Source organism: Streptomyces sp. NPDC056061 (genome assembly GCF_042266885.1).
In the GTDB taxonomy this organism is placed as follows: domain Bacteria; phylum Actinomycetota; class Actinomycetes; order Streptomycetales; family Streptomycetaceae; genus Streptomyces.
Map to the genome: position 1 here is coordinate 36,835 of NZ_JBHJWQ010000009.1, position 12,597 is coordinate 49,431.

A 12,597-nucleotide genomic window follows, 5' to 3' on the forward strand; every position below is an offset into this window, starting at 1 on the left:
TACGGGCGCAGGGGGCGGCGCCGCAAGGAGTGGGCGGGCTGATGGGTACGGATGTTGTTCACTGTTCGGCTACCAGGGCGAGGTTGGGGTAGAACTTGCGGCCGTTGGATTTGATCATGTCGGCGGGCGAGGCCAGGCCGACCTCCTGCCTGACCCTGGTGGCGAAGGTGCGGGCCGTGGCGGGCCGGATGCCTTCGCTGGTGGTGCACCAGGTGCTGTAGGAGGCGTAGAGCAGGCCCTGTTCCACGCGGAGTTCCGGTTTCTCGGGGTCGTGGACGCAGCACTCGGTCAGGAAGCGGCCGATGTGGTCCTCGGTATTGGCGTAGGCACTGGTGGCGATGCGGACCCGATCCGGTCCGGCGAGGGTGTCGCGGGTGGCCAGGTAGCGGCGGGCGCCTTCGGTGAGCCAGTGCAGGATGCCGGGGCCCTCGTCGACGACGAGTTCGACGGCGAGATTGTCGATCTTCCGTTCATCGGGAACGATCCGTTCGAAGGGCAGCAGGCGGATGCGCCGCCAGAACGCGAAACCACCGGTCGACACCTCGGGCCGGTGATTGCCGAGCAGCCACAGGTGGTGGGTGGGGGTGAAGGAGAAGTAGTCCTGCCGCATGCGGCGGGCCTTGATCTTGTCCCCGCCGGTGAGCAGGCGGACCCGGGCTTCGTCGAAGCGGTCGTTCGGCTTGAGTTCGCTGCAGACGATCAGGCGGCGGCCGTGGAGTTCGGTGAGCTCGGTGGAGTGCTCGGAGAACGCACCACGATCCATGAGGAAACCGGGCGGGGCGGCATCGGCGTAGTCGCCGAGGATCTGGATCATCACGTCCAGGAGGACGGACTTGCCGTTCTTGCCCTGGCCGTGCAGGAAGGGCAGGACCTGCGCGCCGACGTCCCCGGTGATCGAGTAGCCGAGCAGCAGGTGCAGGAAGTCGATCATTTCCTGGCCCTCGGCGTCGTCGCCGAAGGTGTCCGCCAGGAACCGGTGCCAGCGGGGGGTGGGCATGTGCCGGGGTCCGACACTGGTGGCACGGGAGTGGAAGTCGCGGGTCGGGTCGGGCTTGCGGAGCCTGCCGGTCCTGAGATCGACGATGCCCTCCGGCGTGCACAGGGCGTAGGGGTCGCCGTCGAGGGTGTCCGGGTCGACGGAGAGGTCCGGCGACGCCTTGGCCTGGGTGAGCATGGCCTTCATGCCGGTGGTCGAGAGGGTGCGCTTCTTGTGGAGGCGCACTTCCCGGTCGCCGAAGATGCCGCGGGGGTCCGCGTCCGGCATCTCCTCGGCCATTTCCCCCGCCGCCCACAGGGCGGCCTTCTCGCCTCCGGACCGCTTCCACCGGTAGCCGTCCCAGGAGTACCAGCCGAGACCTTCCACGTGCCGGAACTGGTCGCGGTAGAGGCGGGCGAACAGCTTCGCGTTCCCCCGGTCGGTCAAGGTGCCGGGCAGCTGTGCCGGAGGCGGCCACGCCGCCTGGGACACGACGACAGGAGACCCGGTTGCCTCGGGAACGGCCTGCGACGGCAGGGCGGCCGCAGGATGCACGGGCGCCTCCGGGCCCGGGGTGGGGTCCCGGGCTTCGAGGTCGAGCATCTGCTGGGCGGCGGCAGTGGCGTCGAAGCGCGCGCTCTCGGCACTGCTCATGAACGTCCTTCGGGGTGGAGCGGTCGGGCGGCCCCGGCTGCGAGACCGTCGTGGATGATCTTCTGGTTGCGGGCTTCCTGCCACGGGCGGGCCTCGTGCGCCGCGGCGGTGAGGAGTTCGCGGACGTCGTCCTCCCGAAGGTGGCCTGCGGCGGCCAGGCCGCCCGCGGTGAACGCGGCCCGGTTGAGTTTCTCGGTGAAGCCCGCCCCTTCCGCCGTCGCCGCGCATCCGCCGACCTCGGCGAGGAGCGGGGCCAGGACTCTGTGCGCGGACTTCGGGCGACGCGCCCGCCGGGCTCCGGGAACGCCTACGGGGGCAGGACGGGGCCCTGGCGGCCCGAGGGGGCGCGGGGGCACGACAACGTGCCCGGTGCGGGTCAGTTCGGCCGCGAGCCAGCCCGGGAGGGGCGCGGGCATCCGCGCGGTTCCGAGAGCCTCGTAGGCGCCCTGGGAGGTACGGGTCGTCGGGGCGACGATGTACCCGCCCTCGGCCCGTACGTCGACCTGCCAGGCCAGGGCGACCTTGGGGCTGGAACCGGTCGAGGAACGGAACCGGGTCCGGGGGTCGGGATTCCGGTACCAGATGTGGAGACCGCCCGAGGGGGTACGGACCCGCAATGTTTCCTCGTCCTCGGCAGGGCTGGGCTGCCCGCGGAAGGCGGCGAGCAGCGCCATTGTGTCGAATCCGGAGGCCAGGCCGGTGAGGTTGACGGAATCGTGGATCGGGATGCCCGGGAGCAGACGGCTTCGGTCAGGGACCGAAGCGCAGTGCGCGTCGATGTCGATGACCACCAGGCCGGCCGGACCGCAGGCCACACCCACACCGGACCGGGGGCTGGCGGTCCACCACTCCTCGATGCGCCGCGGATCGGTGGTTCCGGCGTGGAAGCCGTGACAGGGCCTGCCTGCCGGGAGGCAGGGGCAGGTGCGGGGATCGTGGTGCCGGTCCCTGCAGTCGGGGCAGTTCCCGGCCGGGGTCTTCCGGCCGGGGGCCAGGGGGTGGACGGGCCAGCCGTTCTCCGCGCACCAGCGGGCGACGGAAAGCGACGGGACATGCCGGACAGGAGGAACTCCGGGGGTCGTCTCACCGTGGCGCCGCACGCAGTCGTCCTTGTCAGTCCAGTCGTAAAAGCTTCAGTCCCTGCCCTGCGCCGCTGGTCACAGGGCCTGCCGACCTCGTCATCAGGGACTGAAGGGACTGTCATTCGGAATGAGTGTAGGCACTCACCCGTTGTCGGTCCCGTCATCTCGCCCGCGTGCCGTTATCCGATTCTCAGTCCCTTGAGTCCCTTCGGACCCTCCCCGACACCTCAAAACGCCCGAAAAAATAGATGTATATACCGTTATTTTGAGGGTGACAAGACCAACCTCGGGTTGACCTGCGGGCGGGCGCGGGGTCGCCGGGACGAGGGAAAGAGCCTCTTTCCGGTGGGGGGCCACTCTCCGAGGGACCGGGGCGAGGGACCGAGGGACGGACTGGCGACCCTCGGTCCCTGCCTTCAGTCCCTCAACATATCCGCAGGTCAGAGCGGGTTTCAGTAGCCCGACAGGGACTGAAGGGACTCAAATTCGCAATTATGAGCCAGCTACGTAATGAGTAAGACAAGATGTACGCGTGCACATGCGCGCACGCACGTTATGGGCTTATAACTAGGATTTTGAGTCCCTTCAGTCCCTGTTTTGCGGGGTCAAAACGCTCTGACCTGGGCTTTTATCAGGGACTGAAGGGCAGGGACCGAAGCGGTCCCCAGTCACTGGACCGCGTTCCGTCCCTCGTCGGCCACCCAGCCGTACGGGACGGTTACGCACGGCGAGCCCCCGCCCCGTCAGGATGTTTTTTTGCCTGCGGTGGGATCTTCCGGCGTGGGTCCCTGCGTGCGTCGGAGGGACCCACGGCAGGGAGAGACAGCTGTCGCGGCCCGCCGTCAGGCGCGGACCACGCGCGAGGAGGTCAGGGACAGACCGACGAACAGCTGAAGGGCCGCGAGCCCGAGCAGGAGAGCGAGGGGAGCCGTCCAGCCTCCGGTGACCGAGCGGACCAGGCCGACGCCGAAGGGCCCGGCAGAGGCCAGCAGGTATCCGGTGCTCTGGGAGAAGGCCGACAGTGCCGCGGTCTCCTGCGGACTGCGCCCGCTCGCCCCGATGACGGCCAGGATCAACGGGAAGGCGCCCAGCCCGAGGCCGGTCAGCACGGCCCAGAGAACGGGCAGGGCCGTCGGCGCGTACAGCAGCCCCAGGTATCCGGCGATCAGCGAGACACCCACGATGCAGAAGGCGAGCCGGAGCCGCGCCGGGGTCCGGGTGAGCGGCATGAGGACGAACGTGGAGGGCACGCCGACGAACAGGGCGAGGCCCAGCATGAAGCCGGCCCGGTCGGAGCTCATCCCGTGGTCCGTCAGAACGGTCGGGAGCCAGCCGATGACCGCGTAGCTGTTGAGGGACTGGAGGGCGAAGACCGCGGTCACCAGCAGCCCGAAACGGGTTCGCCCGACGGCCCAGGCCGAGACCGTTCCGCCGCCGCTGCGAGGGGGCGAGCCCTTCCAGGCTCCCGGCCTCAGTGCCCAGACCCCGAGGGCAGCCAGAGCGGGCAGGGTCCAGGCCGCCAGGCCCAGGGACGGCCGCCCCGCCGCCCCGGCGACGGGCACGGCCGCCGCCGCGGCGAAGGCCGAGCCGAGCGCCATCACGGTGGTGTACACACCGGTCAGCAGCGCGACCCGGTCGGGAAAGTGCGTCCTGACCACAGCGGGCAGCAGAACGTTGCACAGGGCCAGCCCCGCCGAGCCCAGCAACGTCCCGGCCAGCAGCGCCCAGGTCTGGGGCACGGCCCGGACGGCGAGCCCGGCGCAGAGCGCCAGCAGTGCCAGGAGAACGGCGGGTTCGGTGCCCAGACGGCGGGCCAGCACGGCGCCGGTCGCGCCCACGGCCGCGAAACAGAGGGCGGGCAGCGCCGGTACCAGGGACGCGACCAGCGGGCCGAAGCCCAGTTGCGCCTGGAGCTGCTCCATCAGGGCGGCGGCGCTGCTGATGGCCAGCCGCAGGTTGAGGGCGATCAGCACGATGCCCGCGGCCGCCGGCCAGGCGGCCCGGGAGAACGAGCGGGCAGCATGGGCGCTGCCCGCGGACGAAGGACGCGTCGGGGAACGGGGGATCGACAGCATGACCACAAACATAAAACGTCTGACCTTTAACGTCCAATCTTTAGAGCTACGATTGAGGCGTACCGCCCAGCCCTGTCGGAAGAGACGGCACCGCCTGACAGCCGTACCGCCCCGGGCCCTCCGGTCCTACGAATGACCGGAGCCACCACCCGTGAAAGGTAGAACCGCCGTGACTCTCGCCTCCGCACGCCGCTCGGTACTTGTCGACGACGTCATCCAGCGGCTGCGCGCCGAGATCACCTCCGGGAGATGGCCGGTGGGGGGCCGCATCCCGACCGAGACGGCACTCATCGAGCAGCTCGGTATCGCCCGAGGGACCCTGCGCGAGGCGACCCGTGCCCTCATCCACGCAGGGCTCCTCCAGGCCCGGCAGGGCGACGGCACCTATGTGCGTGCCACGAGCGAACTGTCCGGCGCCATCCAGCGCCTCGACAGCGAGCTGGGCGACGTCCTTGAGGTCCGCCAGGCCCTGGACGCCCAGGCAGCCCGCCTGGCGGCCGTCCGGGTCTCCCCCGAGCAACTCACCCGTCTCGACGACCTGCTCGCGCGGCGGTCCACCGCCTGGCGGGACCGTGACCGCGATGCCTGGATCGAGGCCGACTACGCCTTCCACCAGGGCATCGCCGCCGGCAGCGGGAACGTCCTGATGGACAACCTCTACACCGCTCTCGGCCCGGCCCTGCGCCGTTCGATGACCGCCCACTGGGACGAGCACGGATTCGACGGCGCGGACCGCCGGGGGCACGAGGACCTCCTCGACGCCCTCCGGGAGGGAGATGCCGGGCGTGCCGCCCGCAGTGCCGTTTCCAACATTGACGCCACCGACGACTGGCGCGGCGCCCCACCGGCGTCCCCGGCCGCCGAAAGCTGAGCCCGGACCGGACTCCCCCTCTGCGGCCGGTGGACCACGGCTCCTGCCCGACGGACCGGTTTCCCCGCCGACCGGCGGAGCGGCGGCCGTGAGCCACATGAGTGCACGCCGACGCCGCGTTCCCCGTGCCGGTGCCGTGGTGGCCGGGGAACGGGCCCCGGCCATGGGAGCAGCCGTTGTGAGGGCGGTTGTCGTGATGGCAATATCTGCGGATGCTCTTCCCCCGCAACGTGGCTCTGTGGGTCGTCGCGGCCTCGTACGGGCTGTCGTCGATGGGCGATCAGATGGCGATGGTGTCCCTGACCCTGCGCTTCCACGACCAGGGGCGGTCGGGAGCGATGATCGCGGCCCTCGTCGTCGCGGGTGTGATCCCCCTCGTGGTGGTGGGGCCGCTCGCCGGCCCGCTGGTGGACCGGGTCGACGGCCGACGACTGATCGTGGTCGTGACGGCTCTCCAGGCCCTCGCGGCGGCGGGCACGGCGGTCTTCGAGGACGCGGGGACGACGATCGGACTGCTGGTGCTGCTGGGGGCGGGCACGGCCCTGGCCTCGCCCGCGTTGCAGCTGCTCGTGCCCCGGCTGACCGGGGACGGGAGCGCGACGGGCGGATACGCCCGGCTGGAGACGTTCCGCACGGGAGGCAACGTGGCCGGCCCCGCCCTGGCCGGGCTGCTCGTCGCGGCGACGGACGCACGAGTGGCCCTGCTCGTCGACGCCGCGACCTTTGTCGTGATGGCCGCTGCCTTCCTGTTCCTGCCCGTACCGGGGCGTCGGGGCCCGTCCGTCCGTACCGACACCGGATGGGCGGCGCAGGTCCGCCGAGGAGTCGGCGTGCTCGCCGGGGACCGGCTGCTGCGGACGGCCATCGGGGCCCTGGCCGGTGCGATCGTCTTCACTGCCGTGCTGGGCGTGGCCAGAGTGTTCTTCGTCCGCGACGAACTGCACGCCTCGGACACCGGGTACGGATGGTTGGTGACGGCGCACACGGTCGGCATGCTGCTGTCCTCACTGCTTCTGGCCCCGCGGATTCCCCTGTCCCGACAGCCGCGCGTCCTCGTCGGCGCGGGCATCCTCATGGGGGCCGCGCTGGTGGGCACTGCCCGCGTGCCGGTTTTCGCCGTCGCGCTGATCGCCTTCGTGCTGACCGGGGTCGCCAACTCGTTGCAGGGGCTGGCCATTCGCAATCTCATTCACGATCGGGTGCCGCCCGAGGTCCGGGGCCGGGCCTTCGCCACCTCCGGGGCCGTGCTCAACGGCGCCCATCTGGCGGGAACAGCACTGGGCGGCCCCGCCGCCGGTCTGCTCGGCGGTGACGGGGCCCTGCAACTGGCCGGGGCCGGAACACTGCTGGCGACCCTGGCGGCGGCCCCCGCGCTCGTGAAACGGCCCGGACCGTCGGTTGCCGCGACGAGCCCCGTCGCGGCAACCGACGAACGATGACCGGCCCGCGGACCGGTCACGCGGAGGGCAGCGCCACTTCCTGGCCGGTCGGGAGGACCGACAGCTCGGTCGCCTGGGAACGGACCGTCTTGCGGCCCTCGACACGGGCTCCGATGGTCCTGGGGTCCACGGCCTCCGAGGGGGCGCCGAACTTGTAGAGCCCCTCCGGTGCGCTGTCCCGGTCGTGGGGTGCGACCCAGAAGACGCGCCGCAGGTACGTCCCCGAGGCGCGCGACGGCTTGGCCCCGTCGCCCAGCACCGCGTATCCGACGAGACGGCCGTCGCGGTGGAAGGGCGGCGCGGAACGTCTTCCGCGCACGCGGTCGAGTGCTTGGCGGACGTAGTCGAGTTCGTCGATGTCGGACGCGACCCAGACGATGTCGATCTCGTGGGTCAGGTCCTCCGGCCCGATCAAGGCACTCACGTTGTCTCCTTCGTGCCGTCGTCCTCCACCAGCAGCCCGATGCCGGGGTAGTACTTCCTGGAGTTCGAGGTTGCCATGTCGGACGGGGAGCGCATACCCAGGGTCTCCCGCACACGGGCGGCGAAGGTCCGGGAACTGACCGGTTTGGCGACCTCGGGTTCCCCGTCGCACCAGCTCTGATAGGCCAGATAGAGCGTCTTCTGCTCGGCCCTGAGTCCGGGCTCGATGACGCACGCCTCTTTCAGGAATCGTCCCAAGTGATCTTCTGTCTCCGCATACGCGTCCGTTGCCAGGCGGACGCGTTCCGGCCCCGACAGGTCTTTTTCGCCATCAAGATACCGACGGGCGCCGTCGATCAGCCAGGCCAGAATGCCCGGCCCCTCCTCATTGACGAGGACATCGGCGAGATTGTCGATCTTCTGGTCGTCGGGGACGACCTTCTCGAACGGGACGAGCCGCATGCGCCGCCAGAAGGCGAAGCCCCCGGTCCCCACCTCCGGTTTGTGGTTGCCGAGCAGCCAGAGCTTGTGGGTCGGGGTGAAGCTGAAGAAGTCCTGGCGCATCCGGCGGGCCTTGATCCGGTCCCCGCCGGTCAGCAGCTTCACCCGTGCCTCGTCGAACCGGTCCCCCGCCTTGAGTTCGCTGCAGACGATGACGCGCCGGCCGTGCAGTTCGGCGAGGTCGGTGGGATGTCCGTCGAAGGGCTTGGCCATGAGGAAGCCGGGCGGGGCCGCGTCCGCGTAGTCGCCCAGAAGCTTGACCAGGGTGTCCAGCAGGACGCTCTTGCCGTTCTTGCCGAGGCCGTGGAGGAAGACCAGCGCCTGCCCGCCGACGTCGCCCGTGATCGAGTAGCCGAGCAGCAGGTGGAGGAAGTCGATCATCTCCAGGCCCTCGGCGTCCGCACCGAAGGTGTCCCGCAGGAAGCGGTCCCATTGCGGGACGGGCATCTGACGCGGCGCCACGGACGTGGCCCGCGAGTGCAGGTGCCGCAACGGATCGGGGGTGGTGGAGATGCCGGTGCGCAGGTCCACGATGCCGCCGGGGGTGCACAGCGCGTACGGATCGGCGTCCAGCAGCGCCGCGTCCAGGAGCATGCCGTCCGCGGCCTGGGCCTGCGCGAGCATCGCCTTGATCCCGGCGGTGGACAGGGCCCGGCCGCGCGCACGCTTCATCTCGGAGGCGGTGAAGTCCTCCTGGTCGTCCACCCGGGCCAGCTTCTTCGCCATGTCCCCGGCGGCCCACACGACGCGGTCGTGGTCGTCCGGGACCCAGCGGTAGGCGTCCCACTTGTACCAGCCGAGACCGTTCACGTGCCGGTACTCGCGGGCGTACAGGTATGCGAACGCCTCGGCCAGTCCCCGGTCGGAGAGCGAGTCGAGGACCAGCCCGTGCGCGGTGGCCCGGAACGGGGCGTCGGTGTAGGGCCCCTGGGCGCCCCCCGGTGGCGGGTTCTCCGTCCCGTGCGTCCGGGAGTGGGCGATGATCTGCTGGGCGACCGCAGCCGCGTCGAAGTCGAACACCCCCTGGATCGGTGAGCTCACGAGCGGCCTTTCGGGACGAGCGGGCGCCGCAGGCCCGCGGTGAAACCGCTGTCGATGATCTGTGCCGAGCGTCGCCGCTGACCCGGCCTCACCTGCTCCGCGACCTCTTCGAGCAGGTGCCGTGCGCGGCCCGCGTCGACGACTCCGGCCGCGCAGAGGCCCCCTGCCGTGTACGCGGCACGGTTGAGCTTGTCGCTGAAGCCCGCGCCCGACGCCGTGGTGGCGCATCCCAGTACCGGGGTCAGCACGGATCCGAGTGCCCGGTCCGCGGCGGCGCTCCCCCACCCCGCCGACACGACGGCGGCAAGAGCCGGGTCGACCCTCCCAGGAGGCCGTGTGCGCCCCTCCAAGGGGCTTTCACGGTGTCCGGTGCGCTCCAACTCGCCGCGCAGCCAGGAGGGCAGCGGAGCGGGCGTGACGCACTCTCCTAGGCGCTCGTAGACCCCCGCCTCGGTGCGAGTGCCCGGGGCGACGATGTACCCGCCCTCGCCCCGGACGTCGACCTGCCAGGCCAGACCCCGCCCGCCCGTGCCGACCGAGGAACGCAGCCGGTGGCCCGGGCCTGCGTCGTACCAGATGTGGAGCCCTCCCGACGGGGTGCGCACCCTCAGCGTGCGCGTGTCCTGCGCGGGGTCGGGCTGCCCGCGCAGTGCGGCGAGGACCGCGAGTGAGTGGAAGCCGTTGCTGAGCCCGGTCAGCTCCACCGCCTCGGGTATCTCGATGCCCGGCAGGACCTCGTGACGCCCGGGCAGGGAGTGTCCGTGCGCGTCGACATCGATGACCAGCAGGCCCGCGGGACCACAGGCCACCCCGACGCCGAAGCCCTGATGCCCGCCCCACCAGGCCGCCACGAGCGCCAGATCCGTGGTGGCCGCGAGAAGGCCGTGGCACCAACGGCCCTCGGCGCGACAGGGGCAGTCGTCGACACGGTGTCCGTTCTGCCTGCAGGAGGCACAGTTCGCGGCCGGAGTCTTCCGCCCCGGCGCCAGGGGATGCACGGGCCAGCCGGCCGCCGCGCACCAGCGGGCGACGACGGCCGACGACGGGTGGGTGCGTGATTCCAAGGTCACGGGACCTTCGGGTGGTCACGGCGGCGGGAACGGAGACGGGCCCGGCGGGAGCCGCGCGAAGCACTCTGGTGGGGGCGCATTGCTCCTCCGTTCAGCGACTGAAGCGACTCAAGTTCTCAAGTGTGGAGATCACAGGCTAGCGGAGGTATGACCTGGCGGGGGACCTCCCCCTGCGCTCCCCTGCCCCGGAAACCGCGCCGGATGGTGCCCGGCCGGAACGGCGGCCGGGCGGGGCGGTTGTGGTGCCGCCTGACGAGCAGTGCGGCAGCACCGTGCGCCCCAGCGACCGAGGACCAGCGACCGAGGACCAGCGCCGGGCGGGAGGCTCCGGGACGGTGCCGTCGATTTCTCAGTCGCTGACCGTCAGTCGCTGAGGCACTCGAAGGACCGGCACGGGGGCTGACACGTCGAGAGGTGAAATCTACCCAAACATGGGCAGCCAGGTCTTTGGTTCGGAGCGCGGAAGCGACTCAGCGACTGAACGACTGGGGTTCAGCGACTGGGAAATGCTTCAGTCGCTGCATTCGGATTCTGAAGAAAGGCCAGTTCGGACAGGGTAGGAGGACCCAAACAGCGACTGAAGCGACTGAACTTCTGTATCTATGACGCACGCGCGCACACATGAATGTCTTCATATGTACCGAAGGTGAGTCGCTTCAGTCGCTGATCTTCCGGAAAAACCTCGTTGACCTGCGATTTTGTACAGCGACTGGGGAGCGACCGAGCTCATGCCCCAGTCGCTGGTCCTCAGTCGCTGGGGCGCTCGGTCGCTGTCCCCGGTCGCTGTCCCTCAGTCGCTGGGGTCCGGTCGGCGAGACGTCGGTCGCTCCGGTGAGCCGGGCCGAACCTTCCCCGGGCTGGACTCCCCCGAAGTCCGATCCCTGCCCCGATTCCTGGTCTGATCCGCCGCCCCAGACCCTGTTCGCGTGCCTGGATCAAAAAACCTGGTGCCCGGTGCCAGGACGTGAAGTAGAGTCCGAGGCATGCAATTTCTTCAGTTCTACGGCTGAGACCGGACAGGGGCACTCCCCCGAACCCGTCCGACATCCATGTGCGCCCGCCGCAGGGTCATCCTCCCGTGGCGTGGTCGGCGCACTGGTTCGTCGTGTCCCCATCGCCATGAACCTGAAGAGAGTGATTCCGTATGTCCCGTCGCCGTGCTCACATCGCGATGGTCGGTGTTCCCGCCATCAGCCATGTCCTGCCGAGCCTTGAGATCATCCGCGAACTGGTGTCCCGTGGCCATCGGGTGACCTACGCCAACGCCCCTGTGGTGGCCGACCCGATCACGGCCACCGGCGCCGAGCTCGTCCCGTTCACCACCATGCTGCCGGTCGCCGACAACAACTGGCCCGACGACCCCATCGCCGCGATGGAACTCTTCCTCGACGACGCCATCAGCGTCCTCGAACAGGTGCGTCCCGTCTACGACCGTGACCCCGCAGACCTCTACCTGTACGACATCGGTGGCTATGCGGGGCGGGCTCTCGCCGAGGCACAGGGGCGTCCCGCCGTCCAGTTGTCCCCCACGTTCGTGGGCTGGGAGGGCTTCGAGGAGGAGGTCGGTTCGGGCCTCTGGCAACTGCCGGGTGCCGACGCGTACCGGGCGAAGTTCGCGCGGTGGCTCGACGGCTGCGGGGCGTCCACGACCGATGTGGACGCCTTCCCCGGCAAGCCCTCCCGGGCACTGGCGCTCATTCCCCGTGCCATGCAACCGCACGCGCACCGGGTCGACACCGACACGGTGACATTCGTCGGTCCCTGCCTCGTTCCGCTTGAGGAGAAGGAGAGTTGGGTCCGTCCGTCCGGCGCCGAACGGGTCCTCCTCATCTCCCTGGGCTCGGCGTACACGCATCAGCCGGAGTTCTACCGGCAGTGTCTGGCGGCCTTCGGCGACCTGCCCGGCTGGCACGTCGTCCTCCAGATCGGCAAGCGCACCGACCCGCAGGAGCTCGGGGAGATTCCGCGCAATGTCGAGGTGCATTCCTGGGTGCCCCAGCGGGCGATCCTGGCACAGGCCGATGCCTTCATCACCCATGCCGGAATGGGCAGCAGCAACGAAGGGCTGCTCGCGGGGGTACCAATGATCGCCGTCCCGCAGGGCACCGACCAGTTCATGAACGCCGACCGGCTCGTCGAACTGGGTGTGGCCCGTCGCATCGACACCGAACAGGCGACGGCCGAAGTGCTGCGCGTCGCCCTCGATGAGCTCGTCACGGACCCGGAGGTTGCCCGGCGCTCGACGTCACTGCGCGCCGAAGTCCTCGCCGAGGGCGGAACCGGACGGGCCGCCGACCTCATCGAGGACATGCTGGACTGATCCGTTCCCGGATGAGGGACCAGGAGCCGGGGCGGGCGCCCGCCCCGGCTCCTGCCCGCCCCGGCTCCTGCCCGCCCCGGCTCCTGCCCCGCCCCGCCCGCTCGCCGGAAAACGGGAGGCATTTGCGGATCGCGACCGCTAGTCT

General features: G+C 70.2%; 9 protein-coding genes. 3 read left to right on the top strand and 6 right to left on the bottom strand.

Annotation, left to right across the window (positions count from 1 at the left end; genetic code table 11):
* Positions 1-58 precede the first annotated feature (58 nt).
* From ACFC79_RS15865 to ACFC79_RS15875, 3 genes are all read right to left on the bottom strand, one after another.
* The gene (locus tag ACFC79_RS15865; protein ID WP_376240279.1) at positions 59-1,630 is read right to left on the bottom strand and encodes a phage/plasmid primase, P4 family; all 1,572 of its coding nucleotides are present in this window, start codon (positions 1,628-1,630) and stop codon (positions 59-61) included.
* The gene (locus ACFC79_RS15870) at positions 1,627-2,730 is read right to left on the bottom strand and encodes a bifunctional DNA primase/polymerase (RefSeq protein WP_376240282.1); all 1,104 of its coding nucleotides are present in this window, start codon (positions 2,728-2,730) and stop codon (positions 1,627-1,629) included. The genes ACFC79_RS15865 and ACFC79_RS15870 overlap by 4 nt, the downstream gene beginning before the upstream one ends.
* A gap of 824 nt (positions 2,731-3,554) precedes the next feature.
* Positions 3,555-4,787: an MFS transporter gene (locus ACFC79_RS15875; protein ID WP_376240284.1), complete on the bottom strand. Its 1,233-nt coding sequence runs from the start codon at positions 4,785-4,787 to the stop codon at positions 3,555-3,557.
* A 169-nt stretch (positions 4,788-4,956) separates the two neighbouring features.
* Between ACFC79_RS15875 and ACFC79_RS15880 the strand changes: the two genes are divergently transcribed.
* Together ACFC79_RS15880 and ACFC79_RS15885 are read left to right on the top strand one after the other, a co-directional pair.
* Positions 4,957-5,658, top strand: a complete 702-nt coding sequence (locus tag ACFC79_RS15880) for a FadR/GntR family transcriptional regulator (RefSeq protein WP_376240287.1) — start codon at positions 4,957-4,959, stop codon at positions 5,656-5,658.
* A gap of 212 nt (positions 5,659-5,870) precedes the next feature.
* Positions 5,871-7,097: an MFS transporter gene (locus ACFC79_RS15885; RefSeq protein WP_376240288.1), complete on the top strand. Its 1,227-nt coding sequence runs from the start codon at positions 5,871-5,873 to the stop codon at positions 7,095-7,097.
* 16 nt (positions 7,098-7,113) lie between these two features.
* On the opposite strand, the gene ACFC79_RS15890 is transcribed toward ACFC79_RS15885, so the two are convergent.
* Genes ACFC79_RS15890 through ACFC79_RS15900 form a run of 3 tightly spaced genes read right to left on the bottom strand, consistent with a single transcriptional unit; the run spans position 7,114 to position 10,126 of the window.
* Positions 7,114-7,521: a DUF6009 family protein gene (locus tag ACFC79_RS15890; RefSeq protein WP_376240290.1), complete on the bottom strand. Its 408-nt coding sequence runs from the start codon at positions 7,519-7,521 to the stop codon at positions 7,114-7,116.
* Positions 7,518-9,062, bottom strand: coding sequence for a phage/plasmid primase, P4 family (locus ACFC79_RS15895; RefSeq protein ID WP_376240293.1), 1,545 nt, complete (start codon positions 9,060-9,062; stop codon positions 7,518-7,520). Before ACFC79_RS15895 ends, ACFC79_RS15890 begins: the two co-directional genes overlap by 4 nt.
* Complete coding sequence (locus ACFC79_RS15900; RefSeq protein ID WP_376240296.1) at positions 9,059-10,126, bottom strand: bifunctional DNA primase/polymerase; 1,068 nt, start codon at positions 10,124-10,126, stop codon at positions 9,059-9,061. The genes ACFC79_RS15895 and ACFC79_RS15900 overlap by 4 nt, the downstream gene beginning before the upstream one ends.
* 1,150 nt (positions 10,127-11,276) lie before the next feature.
* On the opposite strand from ACFC79_RS15900, the gene ACFC79_RS15905 reads away from it, so the two are divergent.
* Positions 11,277-12,452, top strand: a complete 1,176-nt coding sequence (locus tag ACFC79_RS15905; RefSeq protein WP_376240299.1) for a macrolide family glycosyltransferase — start codon at positions 11,277-11,279, stop codon at positions 12,450-12,452.
* Positions 12,453-12,597: the final 145 nt, after the last annotated feature.

Coding starts and splice junctions, on each gene's coding strand:
- ACFC79_RS15865 (WP_376240279.1), bottom strand. CDS start 1,630: ATGAGCAGTGCCGAGAGCGCGCGCTTCGACGCCACTGCCGCCGCCCAG.
- ACFC79_RS15875 (WP_376240284.1), bottom strand. CDS start 4,787: ATGCTGTCGATCCCCCGTTCCCCGACGCGTCCTTCGTCCGCGGGCAGC.
- ACFC79_RS15885 (WP_376240288.1), top strand. CDS start 5,871: ATGCTCTTCCCCCGCAACGTGGCTCTGTGGGTCGTCGCGGCCTCGTAC.
- ACFC79_RS15905 (WP_376240299.1), top strand. CDS start 11,277: ATGTCCCGTCGCCGTGCTCACATCGCGATGGTCGGTGTTCCCGCCATC.